The organism is [Clostridium] ammoniilyticum (assembly GCF_025566905.1).
In the GTDB taxonomy this organism is placed as follows: domain Bacteria; phylum Bacillota_I; class Bacilli_A; order Erysipelotrichales; family Coprobacillaceae; genus Faecalibacillus; species Faecalibacillus intestinalis.
Genome location: NZ_JAOQJR010000012.1, coordinates 16,945 through 37,752, shown reverse-complemented (window position 1 = coordinate 37,752; position 20,808 = coordinate 16,945). Strand labels below are relative to the sequence as shown.

The 20,808-nt window shown below is 30.2% G+C and carries 19 protein-coding genes and 2 pseudogenes; 20 read left to right on the top strand and 1 reads right to left on the bottom strand.

Annotated features, from left to right (window positions below):
* Nucleotide 1: 1 nt before the first annotated feature.
* Nucleotides 2–421, bottom strand: coding sequence for a cell wall hydrolase (locus OCV55_RS10805; RefSeq protein WP_032090782.1), 420 nt, complete (start codon nt 419–421; stop codon nt 2–4).
* A 189-nt stretch (nt 422–610) separates the two neighbouring features.
* Here OCV55_RS10805 and OCV55_RS10800 point away from each other — a divergent pair, with 189 nt between their 5' ends.
* The 20 genes and pseudogenes from OCV55_RS10800 (at nt 611) to OCV55_RS10710 (ending at nt 20,808) form a co-directional block, all read left to right on the top strand.
* On the top strand, nt 611–1,738 hold the full coding sequence (locus OCV55_RS10800) for a glucose-1-phosphate adenylyltransferase (protein WP_117826327.1): 1,128 nt from the start codon (nt 611–613) through the stop codon (nt 1,736–1,738).
* A gap of 15 nt (nt 1,739–1,753) precedes the next feature.
* The gene (glgD, locus tag OCV55_RS10795; RefSeq protein WP_032090780.1) at nt 1,754–2,866 is read left to right on the top strand and encodes a glucose-1-phosphate adenylyltransferase subunit GlgD; all 1,113 of its coding nucleotides are present in this window, start codon (nt 1,754–1,756) and stop codon (nt 2,864–2,866) included.
* Nucleotides 2,866–4,293: a glycogen synthase GlgA gene (gene glgA, locus OCV55_RS10790; RefSeq protein WP_147580613.1), complete on the top strand. Its 1,428-nt coding sequence runs from the start codon at nt 2,866–2,868 to the stop codon at nt 4,291–4,293. Before glgD ends, glgA begins: the two co-directional genes overlap by 1 nt.
* Before the next feature lie 107 nt (nt 4,294–4,400).
* Nucleotides 4,401–4,511 (top strand): annotated as a pseudogene (locus OCV55_RS13985) (type IV pilin protein); the annotation flags it as partial.
* Between the two features lie 30 nt (nt 4,512–4,541).
* On the top strand, nt 4,542–5,057 hold the full coding sequence (locus tag OCV55_RS10785) for a hypothetical protein (protein WP_147580612.1): 516 nt from the start codon (nt 4,542–4,544) through the stop codon (nt 5,055–5,057).
* A 106-nt stretch (nt 5,058–5,163) separates the two neighbouring features.
* Complete coding sequence (locus OCV55_RS10780; RefSeq protein WP_119364009.1) at nt 5,164–5,685, top strand: hypothetical protein; 522 nt, start codon at nt 5,164–5,166, stop codon at nt 5,683–5,685.
* A 249-nt stretch (nt 5,686–5,934) separates the two neighbouring features.
* Nucleotides 5,935–7,272 (top strand): cysteine--tRNA ligase, encoded by a 1,338-nt coding sequence (cysS, locus tag OCV55_RS10775; protein ID WP_147580611.1) that lies wholly within the window; start codon nt 5,935–5,937, stop codon nt 7,270–7,272.
* The gene (locus tag OCV55_RS10770; RefSeq protein ID WP_032090776.1) at nt 7,272–7,664 is read left to right on the top strand and encodes a Mini-ribonuclease 3; all 393 of its coding nucleotides are present in this window, start codon (nt 7,272–7,274) and stop codon (nt 7,662–7,664) included. The genes cysS and OCV55_RS10770 overlap by 1 nt, the downstream gene beginning before the upstream one ends.
* 20 nt (nt 7,665–7,684) lie before the next feature.
* Nucleotides 7,685–8,407 (top strand): 23S rRNA (guanosine(2251)-2'-O)-methyltransferase RlmB, encoded by a 723-nt coding sequence (rlmB, locus tag OCV55_RS10765; RefSeq protein WP_032090775.1) that lies wholly within the window; start codon nt 7,685–7,687, stop codon nt 8,405–8,407.
* A 20-nt stretch (nt 8,408–8,427) separates the two neighbouring features.
* Entirely contained in the window at nt 8,428–9,015 is a 588-nt protein-coding gene (locus tag OCV55_RS10760) for a LuxR C-terminal-related transcriptional regulator (protein WP_022002629.1), read from the top strand.
* A 58-nt stretch (nt 9,016–9,073) separates the two neighbouring features.
* Nucleotides 9,074–9,223 carry a 50S ribosomal protein L33 gene (gene rpmG / locus OCV55_RS10755; RefSeq protein ID WP_022002628.1) on the top strand — a complete coding sequence of 50 codons (150 nt, stop codon included), beginning with the start codon at nt 9,074–9,076 and terminating at the stop codon, nt 9,221–9,223.
* A gap of 12 nt (nt 9,224–9,235) precedes the next feature.
* A complete protein-coding gene (secE, locus tag OCV55_RS10750; RefSeq protein WP_052010973.1) occupies nt 9,236–9,475 on the top strand; it encodes a preprotein translocase subunit SecE in 240 nt (79 codons plus the stop codon).
* 2 nt (nt 9,476–9,477) lie between these two features.
* A complete protein-coding gene (gene nusG / locus OCV55_RS10745) occupies nt 9,478–10,032 on the top strand; it encodes a transcription termination/antitermination protein NusG (protein WP_022002626.1) in 555 nt (184 codons plus the stop codon).
* A gap of 42 nt (nt 10,033–10,074) precedes the next feature.
* On the top strand, nt 10,075–10,866 hold the full coding sequence (locus OCV55_RS10740) for an HAD family hydrolase (RefSeq protein WP_147580609.1): 792 nt from the start codon (nt 10,075–10,077) through the stop codon (nt 10,864–10,866).
* Nucleotides 10,867–10,910: 44 nt separating this feature from the next.
* Nucleotides 10,911–11,303: pseudogene (locus OCV55_RS10735) on the top strand (RNA-guided endonuclease TnpB family protein); the annotation flags it as partial.
* A gap of 318 nt (nt 11,304–11,621) precedes the next feature.
* A complete protein-coding gene (locus OCV55_RS10730) occupies nt 11,622–12,317 on the top strand; it encodes a glycerophosphodiester phosphodiesterase family protein (protein ID WP_147580608.1) in 696 nt (231 codons plus the stop codon).
* A gap of 116 nt (nt 12,318–12,433) precedes the next feature.
* Entirely contained in the window at nt 12,434–15,079 is a 2,646-nt protein-coding gene (gene adhE, locus OCV55_RS10725) for a bifunctional acetaldehyde-CoA/alcohol dehydrogenase (RefSeq protein WP_147580607.1), read from the top strand.
* Nucleotides 15,080–15,380: 301 nt separating this feature from the next.
* Nucleotides 15,381–16,985, top strand: coding sequence for a CTP synthase (locus OCV55_RS10720; protein WP_032090771.1), 1,605 nt, complete (start codon nt 15,381–15,383; stop codon nt 16,983–16,985).
* Between the two features lie 103 nt (nt 16,986–17,088).
* A complete protein-coding gene (locus OCV55_RS10715) occupies nt 17,089–17,889 on the top strand; it encodes a MurR/RpiR family transcriptional regulator (RefSeq protein WP_147580606.1) in 801 nt (266 codons plus the stop codon).
* A 96-nt stretch (nt 17,890–17,985) separates the two neighbouring features.
* The gene (locus tag OCV55_RS10710; protein ID WP_147580604.1) at nt 17,986–20,808 is read left to right on the top strand and encodes a GDSL-type esterase/lipase family protein; all 2,823 of its coding nucleotides are present in this window, start codon (nt 17,986–17,988) and stop codon (nt 20,806–20,808) included.

Sequence of the window (20,808 nt, the reverse complement as noted above, 5' to 3'; positions counted from 1 at the left end):
CCTATAAGTCACAATTATCTTTTAACCCTGGGTTATAAAAACAATGTTTTTTATATTTTCCAGATAGTCTTCCATAAAACGTTTCTGGACAATCAACATTTGTGCCAGGATTTTTAAACCATAAGGCGTTCGTGGCGGGTTCATTTCGATAGCCATTAATACATCTTAAGGCAATGTCTTTTTCATTTTGACTCACAGGTTCATTAAATAGCGGTTGTCCTACTCCAGCAAATTGATTTGTCTGATAGACAACTTCACTAATAGTTCTGACATTTCTAAAAATGTCACAATTTGCGACAACACGATTGACAATGACATTTCCTACAAGGAGCATGCCTTCTTCGCCCTCTCCTAAAGCTTCAGATTTTATCAATCTCGCCAATAATTCGACTTCTTTTTCGGTATATGAAATTCGAGCCATGTTTTCACCTCAAAATAATTTATGATTATCCTTTAAATTTATGTCAAAAAAGGAGTACAATAATATTACCCTAAGTATTTGATCTATTATTGCTTAAAAACTTAAATAATTCCGTGAATTATAAAGTGAAATATGGTAAGATAAAGATGTAGATTAAAGCGCTTACATTTTGTATAGGAGGAGTTAAAAATGGGAAAAGAAATTGTCGCTATGATTTTAGCTGGAGGGCGTGGAACACGTTTAAAAGAACTTACAGCAAAAGTCGCAAAACCGGCAGTTCACTTTGGGGGGAAATATCGTATCATCGACTTTCCACTAAGTAACTGCGCAAATTCGGGTATTGATATCGTAGGTGTACTTACACAATATGAATCAGTTTTACTTGGAACTTATGTTGGAGCTGGAACTAAATGGGGATTAGATGGAGCTAATTCTTTGGCTGCTATTTTACCAGCACGTGAAAGAGACGAAGTAGGAGCCACTTGGTATGCAGGTACTGCAGATGCCATTTATCAAAACTTAGATTTCTTAGATCGTTATGATCCAGAATATGTTTTGATTTTATCAGGAGATCATATTTATAAAATGGAATACGATCAAATGTTAGAAGCTCATAAACAACGTGGTGCAGATGCTACAATTGCAGTATTAAATGTATCACTTAAAGAAGCGAGTCGTTTTGGTATTATGAATGCTCATGAAGATGGAACTATTTATGAATTCGAAGAAAAACCAGAACACCCAAAATCAACTCTTGCATCTATGGGTATTTATATCTTTACTTATAAACAATTACGTAAATATCTAGTAGCTGATGCAAAAGATAAAGATAGTAAACATGACTTTGGTATGAATATCATTCCAGCAATGTTAAATGATAATAAAAAGCTTTATGCTTGGGAATTTGATGGATATTGGAAAGATGTTGGTACTGTAGATAGTTTATGGGAAGCTAACATGGATTTACTTAAAGATAAAGATTTAGATTTATATAATATCAAAAAAGATTGGAAAATCTATACTGAAGACACTTTAGGAAAACCTCAAATTATCGGTGAAAAAGCAGAAGTTAAAAACTCTCTTGTTACTCAAGGATGTATGGTTAACGGAACTGTTGAAGGATCTGTTTTATTCAATAATGTCAATGTTGGAGAAGGCGCAAAAGTTGTTGACTCTGTATTGATGCCTGGTGTTCTTGTAGAAGAAGGGGCAGAAATCTATAAAGCCATTATTGATGAAAATGTAGTTGTTAAAGCTGGAACTGTCATTAATTCAGAAGCTAAAGAAGTTGAATTAGTGAGCGATAATAGTAGATAAGAGGGGGAAGTAAAGATGGCAAAAGTTATTGGTTTAGTAAACTTACATTCAGATATAGAATTTACGGGATTAACAGAAAGAAGACCAGTGGCCTCTGTAAGCTTCCTTGGTCGTTATGGAATTATTGACTTTGTTTTATCAAATATGTCAAATTCTAAAATAGATGCAATTGGGGTTATGATTCAAAAGAAACCACGTTCTTTATTTAAACATTTAGGAAATGGTAATTCTTGGAACTTTAACCAAAAAGCTGGTGGTGTTTCATTACTTTATAATGAAAAATACGCTAACGATCCTAAATACAATCATGATATTAACAACTTAGTTGAAAATATTCATTTCTTAGAAACAAGTAATGCAGATTATGTTGTGATTGCACCTGCTCATATCGTTACAACAATGGATTATAATGATGTGATTACAGCTCATGAAAAATCAGGAGCATCAATCACAATGACTTATCGTAAAGCAAAAGATGCAGATGTTGCTTGGGTTGGTTGTGATGTTTTAGAAATAGATAAAGATGGTTTATTAACTGGTAAAACAATTAACAAAGGTACAAGAAAAAGACAAAATATTTCATTAGAAACTTATGTAATCAATAGAAAAGAATTATTAGAAATCATGAAAAAGGCACATAAGATTTCTGCTTTCTATGATTTAAAAGATATTCTAGGATATTTATGTGATGAAAAACAAATTCATACTTATGAATATAAAGGATATGCTAGATGCTTAGATTCTACAGAAGCATACTTCAAATATTCATTGGAAATGTTAGATATTGATATTTCATCACGTGTATTTAAATCAAATTGGCCAATTTATACAAATACAAACGACACACCTCCAACAAAATATTTAGAAAACGCTAATGTTAAAAAATCGTTCGTAGCTAATGGTGCAGTAATTGATGGAACTGTTGAAAATAGTATTCTTGGACGTGAAGTTACAATTGGAAAAGGTGCAGTTATTAAAAACTGTGTTATCTTCTCTGGATCTAAGATTGCTCCTGGAGCAGTATTAGAAAACGTAATTATTGACAAACGTGCAAAAGTTGAAAAGAAATTAGAATTAAAAGGAACAGAAACAAGTCCACTTTATATTAAAGAAGGAGACCGTGTTTAATGAGAGTTATGTATGTTGCCAGTGAAGCGACTCCTTTTATCAAATCGGGTGGTTTAGCTGACGTTATTGGTTCATTACCAAAAGAAACAGCAAAAAAAGATGTTGAAAGTATTGTTGTTATTCCTAAATATCAAGATATGAAATTTGTTGATCAAATTGAATATGTAACAAATTTTGATATCTATATGGGATGGAGAAAACGCTATTGTGGTATATTTAAAGCTGAAGTAGATGGTGTAACTTTCTATTTCATTGATAATGAACAATATTTTGGTAGACCAGGATTATATGGTTATGATGATGATTATGAAAGATTTGCATTCTTTGATTTTGCGGTTCTAGAATTAATTAGTCATTTAAATATTAAACCTGATGTTTTACAATTAAATGATTGGCAAACAGCAATGATTGCAATGCTTTATAAAGAAAGATATTGTTATTATGATTATTATCAAAATATTAAAATTGTATTCACAATTCATAATATTTTGTTCCAAGGAAAAGCTGATCCAAAATTATTGGAAGAATACTTTGCGTTAGATAGTTATTTATATTATAACGGGAACTGTCGTAATGATGGATGTTTAAATATGATGAAAGCGGCAATTTTCTACAGTGATGTTGTTACGACAGTGTCTCCGACTTACGCTAAAGAAATTTTAACTGATCAATATGGTGAAGGATTACAATCTATTCTTGAAATGAGAAAACATGATTTATATGGTATTTTAAATGGTGTTGATTATGATGTTATCAATCCAAGTAAAGATCAAACAATCGTTAAAAAATATTCAGCTCGTTCAGTTAAAAATGGTAAGTTGGAAAATAAATTAGCATTGCAAAGACAAGTTGGATTACCAGAAGACCCAAAAGTTGCTTTAATCGGTATCGTAACAAGATTGACTGAACAAAAAGGATTAGATTTGATTATTAATCAATTTGAAGCGATGTGCCAAAGAAGAGTTCAAATTATTATCTTAGGTTCAGGAGATCATATGTATGAAGATGCTTTAAAAGGTGCAGCATGGGCTCATCAAGATAAAGTATCATTCCAATGTAAATATGACTTTGTATTGTCAAATCGTATTTATGCAGGATGTGATATGTTCTTAATGCCATCATTATTTGAACCTTGTGGTTTGTCACAAATGATGTCATTAAAATATGGAACAATTCCTATTGTTAGAGAAACAGGTGGTTTAGCTGACAGTGTTCAACCATATAATGAATTTGAACAAACTGGTACAGGATTCAGTTTTTCTAACTATAATGCACATGAGATGATGGATACAATTGATTATGCATTGCATACTTTCTATGATTATCCAGATGCATGGGATGCAATAGTGCAACGTGCAATGGCTGAAAAATTAGATTGGGATGCAAGTGCAGAACAATACATTCGTTTATTTGCGTCATTACTTTAAAAATAGAGGAGTATCACTTGGTGGTACTTCTTTTATTATCTTTAAAAGTATTGATAATAAGGGTATTATATGAAATATAAGGGAGTTGTTGACATGAATAAAAAAGGAAACAAAAAGGTTTTACATTAGTAGAGATTATTGTTGTACTTGTCATACTTGCTATACTTGAAGCTATTGCAGTTCCATCAGTATTGGGATATGTTGAACAAGCAAAATAATCTGAACAATTATATAAAGTAAGAGATGCATTGATTGCATCACAAACAACTTTGATTAGAACTTATGGGACTGATGGTGAATTTGGTAATGATAATGGCTCTAAAAATGGAAATAAAAAATTAACTAAAGAACAGGCTGCTGATTTAAAATCAAAAGCAGGATTGGAAAAAAATCCATATATATTGATTTTTGGAGCGGGGCATACTTCTTATAAAGGAAGTGCAGATGAAGAAAAAATGTATCATGTTTACTGTGCTATCTATCAAGAAACAAAAGATAGTAAGCCATGGTTTTATGATGGTAAAATATGGTCTCATAAATACTTATGGTCTAAAAGCGGAGGAGCAAATACTAAAGAAGAAGCGGGGCGTGCAATGTATACAAAGGCTGAAAATGGTATTAACTATAATCGTATGAAAGGTGTAAAGGATTCTACCAAACAAGATGTTAAAGTACAATTGTATTGTGCTTATATTAAAGGTCAATCTAATGCTTATGATAATGTTCCTGGTTTTTGGAATGATATAAGAAATAAAAGCAATTAATGTCAGTTTAAACTGGCATTTTTTCTTTAAGAACAAAATGGTCTTTTCCATAGAGTTGTCAAAATCAATAAAGTCGTGTAGAATAATAAGAAGACGAGGTGATGATATGAAAAGCATAATAAAATTAATGGTGGTTTTTGTTTGTGTTGTTTCATTAGTTGCTTGTGGGAAAAAAGATACAACTGTTTCAGCAAATAGAGATGGTGTTTTATATGAGGCAGGTGTAGGTGTTTCTTTTTATTATCCTTCTGATTTTAAATTAAGTGAGGGTAATCCAAATGATGGAGTTACACGTTTTACTAAAGAAAATCAAATATTATTTTATAAAGTAGAAGAAAATGAATATGATAATGATACTGATCAATTATCTGAACTTTATAAAGGTGAATTAGAGGCTTCAGAAGTTTCATCATTAAAAGTTAAAAGGCCAGCTTTAGAAAGTGGACTTAAATGTTATGAATATAAGGGAAGTTATGTAAAAACTGGATTGAAGTTTATTCATTTAGTATATTTTGATGATAAGAATACGTATGTTTATGGTTATGAAGCAAATCGAAAAGATTTTAGAAAGAATTTAAAGAAAATGATTGTTTATTTAGAGTCTTTTACGAAGTCTTCTGGATTGTAAAATAAATATTTTGTGATAGAATAAGGTCAATAAAAAAATTATAGGTAAGAGAAGTATATTGATGATATTTTATAGAGAGGGCATGCTGGTGGAAATTGTCTAAATGATTGAATAGAAATGCACTTACTTGAGTCTTTTGAAAAGAAAGAACGTTGATTGCGTTAAGGTCATGATAAGCATCGTCTATCTGGTGGAAGAACACGGCAGTGTCTAGATAGTGTATGCTTTTTTTATTAGAGGAGGAACATTATGAAATTATTTAATACACTTACAAATAAAAAAGAAGAATTTAAACCTTTAAAAGAAGGTGAAGTAAGTATTTATGTATGTGGACCTACAGTTTATAACTATGTTCATATTGGAAATACAAGACCAATGATTGTTTTTGATGTTCTAAGAAGAACATTTGAATATTTAGGGAATAAAGTGACTTTTGTTTCAAACTTTACTGATGTAGATGATAAAATTATTAAAGCAGCTAAACAAGAAGGTATTACTGAAAAACAATTAACTGATAAATATATTAAGGCTTATGAAGATGTTAGAAGAGGATTAAACTTAGAATTTCCTACTTATGCACCTAGAGTTACAGAAACAATGGATCAAATTATTTCTTTTATTCAAAAATTAGTAGATAAAGGTTATGCATATGTTGTTGATGGAGATGTTTATTTTAGAGTTTCTAAAGTAAAGGAATATGGCGAATTATCGGGTATTAAAATTGAAGACCTTGTAGCAGGTGCAAGTGAACGTGTTGAAGATAAAGGTGTTAAAGAAGAAACAACTGATTTTGCTTTATGGAAGAAGACAGATGAAGGTATTCAATTTGATAGTCCTTGGTCAAAAGGTAGACCAGGATGGCATACAGAATGTGTTGTTATGATCAATGATATTTTTGAAAATGGGCGTATTGATATCCATGGTGGAGGTCAAGATTTAAAATTTCCACATCATGAAAATGAAATTGCTCAATCAAGAGCTTTAAATGGACATCCTATTGCAGATACATGGATGCATAATCAAATGATCAATATTAATAATGAAAAGATGTCTAAATCTTTAGGTAATGTTGTTTGGGCTAAAGATTTAATTGTAGAACTTGGATGCAATGTTTATAAATGGTTTATGTTATCAAGTCATTATAGAAATCCTTTAAATATGACAAATGAGATTATTGAAGGTGTAAAAAAAGAAGTAGCTAAAGTAGAAAACGTTTTAAAACAAACATCTCTTTATGTACAAGTAAATCATCTTGATGGTGATGACTTTAATAAAGACACTGTTGATCATATGGTAGATGCTTTAGCTGATGATTTGAATACTTCTTTAGCTTTAACTGAAATTTTAAATCAAGTTAAAGTATTAAATCAAGCAATGCGTGTTAAAGAAAAAGACAATACTTTAATTTTAAAAGAATATAACACTTTACTTAAGATGACAGATGTCATTGGATTTGTTTTTAAACCAAAACAATTAGATGAAGATGAATTAGAATTATATTCAAAATGGTTAGATGCTAAAGTTGTTAAAGATTTTGAAAAAGCTGATCAATATCGTGCAGAATTAATTCAAAAGGGGATTATTTAATGAATCCAGATTTTATCAATCCATTAGTTCTTGCTTATTTAGGAGATAGTGTTTTAGAACTTTTAGTTAGAGATTATTTAGTAAAAGAAAGTGAACTAAAAAAAGTAAATGAGTTGTGCCAAGAAGCAACTCATTTTGTTAGTAGTTTGTCCCATGAAAAATTTATTTTACATTTATTAGAAACTGATTTTTTAACTGAAGAAGAAGTTGGTATTTTTAAAAGAGGGAGAAATACAAAAACTTCTAAAAGAGATACTAAAGAACATCGTTATTCAACAGGATTTGAATGTTTAATAGGACATTTATATTTAAATGAATGTAAAGATAGAATTTATGAGATATTTGATGAATTCAAAAGATATGTAAATGAGACAAATTCGAGACAAATTTGAGACGAAAAATGGAGAAAAATATGAAACAATATATATATGGAAAGAACCCTATCATGGAGGCGTTAAAGGGTGCAAGTGTTTATAAGATTTATATGTTAAATGGGCATAAGGATCCTAAAATTTTTGATATTTGTAAAAGGAATCAAATTCCATTAGAATTTGTTGATAAAAAAGAATTTGATAAGAAGGTAGGAAAGGTTGTTCATCAAGGAGTGATGGCCTATATTGAAAATTATCGCTATTATACAATTGATGAAATTTTAAAAGATATTCCTGAAAATAAACAACCTCTATTACTTATGTTAGATGGTTTGGAAGATCCTCATAATCTAGGTGCTATTTTGAGAACATGTGATGCTGTTGGTGTTGATGGTGTTATTATTGGAAAAAATAGAAGTGTTGGATTGAATGGAACGGTTGCGAAAGTTTCAACAGGAGCTATTCATCATGTAAAAGTAGCACAGGTAACAAATTTAACAAGAACATTAGAAGATTTAAAAAAGAAGGCATTTTGGATCGTTGGTTGTGAATTAGAAAACAGTCAAGATTATAGAAGTGTTGATTACAATATGCCTACAGTATTAGTTATTGGTTCAGAGGGATTTGGAATGTCAAGATTGGTAAAGAAAAGTTGTGATATTAATGTTGTTTTACCAATGGTAGGACATGTGAATTCATTAAATGCATCAGTAGCTGCATCTGTTCTTTTATATCAAGTCTATAACTCACGTCATCCTTTATAGTAAGAAAGGAGAGACAAACTATGATAGCGTATAATGAACAAGAATTATTGTATTTATATCATTTAGGTTCTTCAATAGCGTATAAATTGTTGTTAGATGAGTATAAAAATAAAATTGAAATTTTTGTGAAACGTTATTGTAGAGAAACAGCATTAACTTCTGCAGAAGATTATAGTCAAGAGGCGTTACTTGTTTTGATTGGAATTTTTGATCGCTATCGCTATGATAAGAATGCTTCTATAAATACATATTTTTCATATGCGATTAATGATGTATTAAAATTACAAAAAAGAATACTTAATAGAGGTAATAAAATTTCTACGATTTCTTTAGATCAAGAAATCTATGGAAGTAATATGCGTATTGAAAATATTATTGCAGATCAAAAAAGTTATAATAGACCGGAATATCAATTACGGTTAAATGAAAACAAAAGTTATTATTTAAATAAAATAGAAAAAGCAAGCTCTTCACTTGAAAGAAAAATATTTGATTGTTTTATGAAAGGATATAAGAGTAAAGAAATTGCTGAATTGTTGAATATTGATATTCGTTGTGTCTATAATGCGAAATATCGCTTACAAAAAAAGATGGACAAATCTAAATAAGATTGACTATAGCTAGCTTTTATGCTAAATTATAGTGGCATAGAAATGAGTTGATAAGATGAAAGAGAAAATCATTTTAGTGTGTAGTGAATGTTTATCGAGAAACTATACAATGACTAAAAATAAACGATTAAATGTAAAAAGATTAGAATTAAATAAATATTGTAAACGTTGTGGAAAGCATACGTTACATAAAGAAACAAAATAAGGAGGCTATGTCGTGTTTGGTAAAAAGGCGGAAACAGAAGTCGTTGAAGAAGTAGAACATGAATTAAAATTTAAAGAGTGGTTCAATTTAAAAGGAATCAGAGCTGAAATTAAAAATATTCATTGGTTAACAAAAAAAGAATTATTTAATAATTCTTTAACTGTATTAGTGTTTACTTTTGTAATGGGGTTATTCTTCTTTGGTGGAGATGCCGTTATTGCATTTATATTGAAAGCATTGGGGATGGATTAATTATGGCAGGAATGAATGATGAAGGAAGACAATGGTATGTTGTTTGTACATACAATGGTCATGAAAATAAAGTAAAAGAAAACTTAGAAAAACGTATTGAATCAATGGGATTACAAGATTGCTTATATAATATTATAATTCCAGAACATGTAGAAACAGTTATTAAAGATGGTAAAAAAATCAACAAAGTAACAAATATGTTTCCTGGATATGTTCTTGTAGAAATGGTTATGACAGATGAAGCTTGGTATGTTGTACGTAATACTTCAGGGGTTTCAGGATTCATTGGTTCTTCTGGTGGAGGAGCAAAACCTTTCCCACTTCAAAAACATGAATTAGATCCAATCTTAAAGAATATGGGTATTAGTACTTCAGCAATCGAAATTGACTATGCTGTTGGAGATGAAGTAAATGTTATTTCAGGTCCATTTGCTGGTAAAAGTGGAACTGTTGAATCGATTGATTTTGAAAAAGAAACAGCTAAAGTACTTATTGATTTCTTAGGTAATCAAACACCTATGGAAATTGATTTAGTAGCATTAGAAAAAACATTCTAGACAAATGTATTCACATTTGTCTTTTATATTATGGAGGTAAAGATGTCTAAATTATTTTTCTTTGATATAGATGGTACATTGATAGATTGTAATAAAGGGCTTTATGGTATATCAACAATAAATAGAAATTCCTTTGATCAGTTAAAACAAAAAGGTCATGATGTATTTCTAGCTACAGGTAGATGCAAATGCTTTATTACAGAAGGTGTTATGGATTATCCTTTTAGTGGATATGTCACTTGTAATGGGGGCTATGTAGAATATAAAGGAGATGCTATTTATAAAGCTGTTGTTCCAGCAAAAGCAATAGAAGAAACAATTAAATTATCTAAAGAACATCATTTTAGTTTCTATTTTGAAAGTAGCGATTATATTTATGTCTTAGATAAAAATGACCCACAACATAAAGAATTTGCTAGAGTATGGGGAATGAAAGATGAAACAATTATTGATGATTTTGATCCACAAGAAATTGAAACATATATTGGAATGGTCGTTATCAATTCAAAAGAAGATATTCCTCTTTTAGTTGAAACATTATCTCCATATTTTGATATTCAAAGACATCAAACAGGATGTTCGTTTGATTTAACATTAAAAGGTGTTTCTAAAGCTGTAGGAATCCAAAAATTAGTAGAAGCACTTCATAAAGATATCAAAGATACGATTGCTTTTGGAGATGGACGCAATGATTTAGAAATGTTAGAAACTGTTGGAACAGGTGTTGCAATGGATAATGCGGTTCCTGAAGCAAAAGCGGTGGCTGATGAAATATGTCCAGATGTCAATGATGATGGAATTACAACATGGTTGAAGGAACGTGACTTTATTTAAAGTGAACTTTTTTGTTATAATGACAAAGGTGATTATATGAAAGAAAAAAATTAACAATGAAAGATATAGATCATAAGCTAAGTCGTGAAATTATAAATACGGCAAAAGCACATGATGTATCCGTAATCAAATTAGAGCGACTACAAAACATCCGCTCAACGACAAGAACAAGTCGAAAAAACAATCATAGCCTGCATACATGGTCATTCTATAGATTAGCTACATTTATAGAATACAAAGCAAAACTGGCAGGCATAAAAGTTGAGTATGTAGATCCAGCATATACAAGTCAGATCTGTCCGATATGTGGAAGTGTTCATCATGCAAATGACAGAAATTATACGTGCAGATGTGGATTTCATACACATAGGGATTTATTGGGAGCAATAAATATATGCAACTCAACTGAGTATATTGGTAACAGATATACTGCCTAGAGAACTATAGGTTCTGCTCTAGGAAGGGCAATGGCATACCTCTAACTTGCACTGCGACCTATCAGAAATGAACTGGTCAGCCAACAATGTTGGCAGGTAGTAAGAATCCCCTGTCTTAGACATGGGGAGTGTCAAAACAAGAATATTTAGTGAATGTAGTATGTTAGAATGTAATAAAGATCTTGAACTTTATTATTTAGATTCTTTTAAAATAGTACATGAAAAGTAGACTCTTTATAAAAGTCTGCTTTTTAAATTACATTTTTTTGGTGTATTCTTAACAATAAAAAGAGTAAAATAGGCTTTGGAGGTGAGACTATGTTGTTGTTTGGACATAGAGGTTATAGTGATCAATATTCTGAAAATACAATGTTAGCTTTTTCAAAAGCTATTGAAAGTGGATTTGATGGTATTGAAACAGATGTGCATAAAACAAAAGATGGTGTTCTTGTTTTATGTCATGATGAAAAAATCAATCGAACAAGTGATGGAAAAGGTTATATTAAAGATATGACTTATGAAGAGCTTTGTGTATATAATTTTGGAACAAAAGAAAATCCTCAAAGAATTTCTTTGTTGAAAGAATTATTGGAATTATGTAAAGGAAAAAATGTAAAGATCAACTTAGAAATTAAAACAAATAAAATTCAATATCCAGGAATAGAACTAGAAAGCTATCAAATGATCAAAGAAATGGGGATGTTAGATCAAGTTCTCTTTTCAAGTTTTTATGTTGATTCTCTTTATAAATTAAGAGCAATCGATTCATCTTTATATTTAGGTTATCTTTTTGAAGATGATTATGAAAAAAATAAACAATTATGTTTAACACAAAAATTTCATGTACATGCACGTGAAGATTTTCTAGATGAAGATGAAATTGCACTCTTTTTAAAAGCTGGATTAGACATCAATACATGGGGTGTAAAGAACCGTTTTAGATATGCTTATTTTAAGGAAAAAGGTGTCAATATTGTTATTGCAAATAAAAATTTTAAGAAATTAAAAATGTAATCGCCTGCGTTATTTTTTTACATCAAACGAGCGATAATGCTTGTTTTTTGTATGTTTTTCATGTAAGATGGTTGTGTACAAATGAAAAATTTCACAATAATTATGGAGGAAATAAAATGGCAGAAAAAAAACCTGTACAACAAGCTGTCCCAACTGAAGCAGAAACTGATGCTCATGTTGATGACCTTGTAAACAAAGCTTTAAAAGCTTTAGAAGAATTTGAAGATTTTACACAAGAACAAGTAGACTACATCGTTGCTAAATGTTCTGTAGCTGGACTAGACCATCATGGTATTTTAGCTGAAGCTGCAGTTAAAGAAACAGGACGTGGAGTATTTGAAGATAAAGCTGTTAAAAACTTATTTGCATGTGAATATGTTACTAACAATTTACGTCATTTAAAAACAGTAGGGATCATCAATGAAGATCCATTAACTGGTATTACTGAAATTGCTGAACCAGTGGGTGTTGTTTGTGGTATCGTTCCAACAACTAACCCAACTTCAACAGTAATTTTCAAATCATTAATCGCTTTAAAAACAAGAAACCCAATCATTTTCTCGTTCCACCCAAGCGCTCATGAAAGTTCAAAACAAGCTGCTATCGTAATTAGAGATGCTGCTATTGCTGCTGGTGCACCAGAAAACTGTATCCAATGGTTATCAATTAAATCTATGTATGCTACTAATGCATTAATGAATCACCCAGGTATTGCAACTATCTTAGCAACTGGTGGTAACGCAATGGTTAAAGCTGCATATTCATGTGGAAAACCTGCTTTAGGTGTAGGTGCTGGTAACGTACCTGCATATGTTGAAAAAACATGTGTATTACCAAGAGCTGTAAATGATATCGTATTATCAAAATCTTTCGACAATGGTATGATTTGTGCTTCTGAACAAGCAGCAATCGTTGACCAAGAAATCTACAGTGATTTCATGAAAGAAATTAAAAGATTCCATGTTTACTTTGTAAATAAAGAAGAAAAAGCTAAACTTGAAAAATTCATGTTTGGTGCAGAAGCTTATTCAGAAAATGTTGCTCAAGCTAAATTAAATCCAAATGTTGTAGGTAAACCTGCTGAATGGATTGCTGAACAAGCTGGATTCAAAGTGCCTGCTGAAACACAAATTATCTGTGCTGAATGTAAAGAAGTAGGACCAAATGAACCATTAACTAGAGAAAAATTATCTCCAGTATTAGCTATCTTAAAAGCTAAAAGCACTGATGATGGTATCGCTAAAGCAGCTGCAATGGTTGAATTTAATGGTTTAGGTCACTCTGCTGCAATTCATACAGAAGATCATGAAATTTCTAAAAAATTCGGTCATGCATGTAAAGCAATCCGTATCATTGAAAACGCTCCATCAACATTCGGTGGTATTGGATCAGTATATAATGCATTCATTCCATCATTAACATTAGGTTGTGGTTCTTACGGACATAACTCAGTATCTAACAACGTAAGTGCTGTTAACTTAATCAATATTAAGAGAATAGGGAGACGTAATAACAATATGCAATGGGTTAAACTTCCTCCAAAAGTATACTTTGAAAAGAATTCAATTAGATACTTAAGAGATATGAAACATATGGAAAAAGCCATGATCGTTACTGATAGAAGTATGGTAAATCTTGGTTATGTTGAAAAAATCGAAGACGTTATTAGAAGAAGACGTAATCATGTAGATATTGAATTATTCTTTGATGTTGAACCAGATCCAAGTATTGATACTGTAAGAGAAGGGGTAGAATTGATGAGAAAATTCGAACCTGATTGTATCATTGCTTTAGGTGGAGGATCATCAATGGATGCTGCTAAAGTTATGTGGTTAATGTATGAAAACCCAGAAGTTAACTTTGATGATATCAAACAAAAATTCATGGATATCAGAAAACGTGCTTTCAAATTCCCTGAATTAGGTAAAAAAGCAAAAATGATCTGTATCCCAACTACATCAGGAACTGGATCAGAAGTTACTCCTTTCGCAGTTATCACTGATAAGAAAGAAAACAAAAAATATCCATTAACTGACTATGCTTTAACACCAACTATCGCTATCGTTGACCCTGAATTCGTAATGTCATTACCAGGAGCAATCGCTGCTGATACAGGTATCGATGTATTAACTCATGCGGTTGAAGCTTATGTTTCAATCTTAGCATCTGACTTTACTGATGGATGGGCTAAACAAGCTGTTAAATTAGTATTTGATTACTTAGAAGAATCAGTTAAGAAAGGTACTCCAATTGCTAGAGAAAAAATGCATAATGCTGCAACTATCGCAGGTATGGCATTTGCAAATGCATTCTTAGGAATGAACCACTCATTAGCTCATAAGATTGGTGGAGAATGGCATATTCCTCATGGTAGAACAAATGGTATCTTATTACCACACGTAATTAGATATAACGGAACTATTCCAACTAAATTAAATATCTGGCCAAAAATTGAAAACTATAAAGCTGATGTTAAATTCATGGAATTAGCTCAATTAATCGGATTAAATCCTAAAACTCCAGCTGAAGGTGTTGAAATGTTCGCTGATGCTTGTGAAGAATTATGTCACAAAGTAGGTGTTGTATCTAACGTAGAATCTCAAGGTATCTCAAGAGAAGCTTGGGAAGAATCAGTTCATAGAATTGCTATGAATGCTTACGAAGATCAATGTACACCAGCTAACCCTAGAATGCCTATGGTTAAAGATATGGAAGATATCTTACGTAAAATTTACGATTACAAAAATAAATTTGATAAATAATAGTTAAGGTAGGCATGTCCTACCTTTTCTTTTACCTTAAGAGAAAGTTCATAATGAATTCATATAGAATTGTTATATTAATCATGTCAGATGAAGACAATATAATAAACAAGTATAAGTGACCCCTCTCCCAAAAAATCACTTATACGCAAGGAAAGGAACGGTGTTCCTTTTTTTGTGTAAAAATAATAAATTTATTATTGCAATAAATATTTAATATTGTTAGAATAAGAAAGGGCAATACAGTGTCTTCCATAGGAAGGCACTTTTTATTTTTATAGATACTAGAGGAGGATAAAAAATGGCTAAATACATATTTGTAACAGGTGGAGTTGTGTCTGGTCTTGGTAAAGGGTTAACAGCTGCATCTTTAGGAAGAATTTTAAAACAAAGAGGACAAAAAGTCTTCATGCAAAAATTAGATCCATATATTAACGTTGATCCAGGAACAATGTCACCTTATCAACATGGGGAAGTATTTGTTACTGCAGATGGGGCAGAAACAGACTTAGACTTAGGACACTATGAAAGATTTATTGATGAACAATTAAATAAAAACTCATCAATTACAACAGGTAGAATTTATAGTAACGTTATTTCAAAAGAAAGACGTGGAGATTATTTAGGAGCTACTGTACAAGTTGTTCCTCATATTACAAATGAAATTAAAGAAAGAATTTATGCAGCGGCACGTAGTTCTAAAGCGGATATCGTCATTACTGAAATTGGTGGAACAACAGGAGATATCGAAAGTTTACCTTTCATTGAAGCTATCCGCCAAGTAAGATTAGATTTAGGATATGAAAATACTGTTTATATTCATACAACTTTACTTCCATACATTGGAGCAAGTCATGAAGTAAAAACAAAACCAACACAACATAGTGTTAAAGAATTAAGAGGTTTAGGTATTCAACCAGACTTTATTGTTTGTCGTAGTGAACATCATATTGAAAAAGAATTAAAAGATAAGATTTCATTATTCTGTAATGTACCAACACAAAATGTTATTTCAAACTATGATGTAGAAAACTTATATGAATTACCACGTATGTTATTAGATCAAAAAATGGATGATTTAGTATTACAACATTTACAAATCAATGCACCAGCGGCTCATATGGATGAATGGGATGCATTAGTTAACCGTGTTAAAAACTTAAATCAAGAATTAAATATTGCGTTAGTTGGAAAATATGTTCAATTACCGGATGCTTATTTATCAGTTAACGAAGCTTTAAGACATGCAGGATATTATGTAAACAGTGTAGTTAATATTGATTTTATTAATTCAGAAGAATTAAATAAAGAAAATGTAGCAGAAAGATTAAAAGATGCTGATGGTATTATCGTTCCAGGTGGATTTGGTGATCGTGGTATTGCTGGTATGATTGATGCCATTGAATATGCACGTACTAATAAAGTTCCACTTTTAGGTATTTGTTTAGGTATGCAATTAATTACCATTGAATATGCTAGAAATGTTTGTGGTATTAAAGATGCTAACTCATTAGAATTTGATGAATTATGTAAGAATCCAGTGATCAATTTAATGTCTGACCAATCTTTAGAAGATATGGGAGGTACACAAAGATTAGGTGATTATGAATGTCAATTAAATCCAGGGACACATGCTTATCGTCTTTATGGAAAAGAAATGATTAAAGAAAGACATCGTCATAGATATGAATTTAATAATAACTATAAAGATGTTTTAGTTGAAAATGGATTAAAAGTTGCAGGATTTAACCCAGAAAGAAACCTTGTAGAAATTGTTGAGTTAGAAGATCATCCTTACTATGTAGGATGTCAATTCCATCCAGAATTTACTTCAAGACCAAACCGTGCACAACCTTTATTCCAAGGTTTGATTTCTGCAGCACATGATCGTAAATATAATAAATAATAGAAGTAGCAGTTAAGGAATTTCAATAGAAATTCCTTTTTTCTTTTTACTTGTTGAAAGCACTTGTATCATATATAATATATGTTATTTAAGGGGAAATAGTATGGCAAAGTATAATAAAAATAATATTTTAATTGGAAGTTTGTTAGATATTGTAAATAAAGCATCACATGAAACAACAGATGTTTTAATAGCAAAAATATTTTTAGAAAATAGATATAATCTTAATGAATTGTCTTTAGATGATCTTAGTAATCAATATTATATTTCACAGGCTTCAATTAGCAGATTTATAAAGAAACTAGGTTATAAAAATTATAATACTTTTAAATATGATGTAGCGAGTTCAAATGAAAAAATGGAAAGTGTACATGCTATTCAAGATAGGGATCGAATCAATGATGCAATAGCTATAAAAGAAGAAGTTATTTATAGAATCAATGAAGCTTATCAAAAAATGAATGATTTAAATGTGAATGATGTTTTACATATTGTAGATTTGCTTAATAAATATCAAAATATTATTTTTTTCGGTTCTGAATTATCCATGGCAATGTGTAAAATTTTACAATTAGGATTAGTTACATTAGGTAAAAATGTATATACAATATATGATAAAAATTATCAAAATGAAATGATTAATGAAATGAGTGAAAATGATTTACTTATATGTATTTCGATTGAAGATAGATGGTTTCATTTACAAGAGTCAATAAATAATTTAAAGGAATCAACAAGTTACAAAATGATGTGGACATTAAATTCTTCTAAAGATCATTTAGAAGGTTTTGATGATATTTTTGTTTTTGGAAAACAAGTTTTTGATAATTATGGATATCATGAATTAATGGTATTAATTATGATTGTTTATCGAGTATTAATGAATCATTCAAATAATGAATGATTCATTATTTTTTTGATTTTTTAATTCATTTATAAATTCATCAAAAAGATTTTTCTATGCTAGAATTGAAAGCGGATACAAAAGGAGGAAGGGAATATGAAAAGAAAATTATCCGCATTGTTGATTGTTTTAACATTGTTGTTTTCTAATGCAGGTTTAGTAAATCCGGTATTTGCTGATGATATTGTTGAAGTTACACAAGATCTTAATTCTAAAATCAGTCAGTTACCTGAAACAATGCTTGCTAGTGAAAATGTTGCTAAAACATTTCAACAACTTTTAGACATTCAAGAAAAATATAACAAATTAAGTGATGAAGAAAAAGAGAGTGTCACAAATTATAGTAAAGTAGAAAAGCTATTAAATCCTAATGATGATTCTTTAAATACAGAATTTGTAAGTCAAAAAACAAGTTCTTTAAAAGGAAAAACAATAGGTTATTTAGGTTCTTCTATTACTGTTGGTTTTAGAAGTGAAAATGTCGCTTTCCCTGATTATATTGGTAAAATAACAGGAAGTACAACAGTCAAACAAGCCATTACTGGTGGACCACTTGCTAAAAAAGAAGGGGTAAGAGATGAAGTAAGTTATATTACTCAATTGGAAGATAACTTATCTAAAAATGAAAACTTAGATGCTTTAGTTGTTCAATTATCTACAAATGATACAACTCTTGGTATTGAAATGGGTGAAGTTTCATCATCTCAAAATAAAGATGATTATGATTATTCTACTGTTATAGGAGCAATGGAATATATTATTGCTTATGCTAAAGAAAAATGGAATTGTCCAGTTATCTTTTATATTAATCCTTATTTAAGTGATGAAGTTATTGAAAAATTTGCTAAAGAAAATAATGCAAATATAGATGAAATCAAAGAAGCATATCAAAATACTTATGAAAAAATGATTGATGCATTATATAAAGTTCAAAATAAATGGAATATTGGTGTTATTGATATGTGGAATAATGATGCTTTTAAAAATATTGATATTGATTTGAGAAGCAATTATTATATGGCAGATATCATTCATCCAACAAAAGCAGGATATTTATTCTGGTATACACCATATATTCAAGCTCAATTAGAAAAAGAGTTAGAAAATAAATCTACTGATGAAAAAGAACATACTGTTACTTTAACACAAGCAAGTCATAATAGATATGACTATAATGCTTTGGAAGATGGTTATACAACAGATTATTCAAGTATTATGTCACCACAATATTATGTATATGCTGGTAATGTTAATAAAGAAGAAGCTGAAACTTTATTAGATCAAATGAAGATAGCTGATAATTTACATGAATGGGCTGCAACAATTCATGTAATAACACCTTTGAATAATGATCAATATACTCAAAAAGATGCTGATTCTTTTATTGATTTGTTAGGTACAGGATCTTCAAATGTTAAAGTAATAGGTATTGATGATGGAGCTACTTTTGTGAATAATTATATTTCACAAGAATGTTATGCTGTTGCTGATATCATGACATATGGTGGAACAATGGATGAAGGTCATGATTATAATGTGCCAGTTCCAGCATATTTAAGTCAGCCTTGTCAAGAAGCTGTTAATTATTATGTAAAAGCTAATCAAGCTGAAAAGGGAAAAGATAATGTTTATCTTAATAAAGAAAATGAATTACAAAGAGTAGTTGTTGGTTATAATGAAAGTTTAGCTGAAGCTTTTGAAAATGCATGGGAAGAAGTTTTCTCTAAAAATTATAGACAACATAATGAAAAAACTGAATTTTATATGGCAAGCGCTAAACAATACACAGATCCATATTTATTAATTAATATTCCAAATTTTAAAGAATTAAAAATTAATTATAATCCACATTATAATGAAAGTTTAAATGGTGAAGGTCAATATACTTGGTTTGAGTATATTCCACAAAGTACTTTAAAAATGGAAAATGGAAGTGTTCCATTAGTTGTATCACTTCATGGTAATGGAAATGATGCAAGATTACAAGGTGAAACAACTGGTTGGCCAGAATTAGCGGCTAAAGAAAACTTTATGGTTGTAGCGCCTGAATGGCAAGGTGTTGTTCTTGATTCTTCTACTCATGAACCAGGTCCTAACTTTTTTAATTGTGATGGTTTAGAAGGAGATAAATTAATTGAATGGATAGAAATGTTAGAACAAAAGTATCCACAAATTGATGCTTCTAGAATTTATGTAACAGGATTATCTGCAGGAGGTAGTGCTTCTACATTATATGGTGCAAAATATAGTAAAGTATTTGCTGGTGTAGGTGCTGTTTCTGCACCAGGTGTTGATAAAGATGAATTAACAGAACTTGTTAAAACTTATAATGGTGGAGAAGTTCCATATCTTTATTTATGCGGAGATCATGATTTCTTTGGAATGATTCCTGTTGATTTATCAAGCAAGAATGCTTTTGAAGTAGCACCTGGAGTTTATCTTCCTAGTGTAGATAGCAATGTTGATATGTTCCCATTTATTCAAGCATATCAAAAAATCAATCATCTCACTGTTTCAGAAAAATATGATATGTCTTTAAATGAATATTATGGTATTCGTTTAGATAATGAACAATGGATCAAATTGGGTGTAAAAGATACATTAGAAGGTACTTTATCAAATGAAAATGGTGTTATAATGAAATTTGCTGCTATTAAAGATCAAGCACATTGGAACTATAAACCTGAAGCACAATATATGTGGAATTTCTTTAAAAATTATCAAAGAGATACACAAACAGGTGAATTGATTCGTGTTGATAAAAATAATAATGATAAAAATGATGATAAAACAAATACATCAACTAAAAAACCTGAAAATGTAAAAACTGGGGATGAAAATAATATTTTATTATTTGGATGTCTTGCATTAATTACAGGTGGAGTTATTGTTTATATTAAGAAAAAAGAAATGAATTAA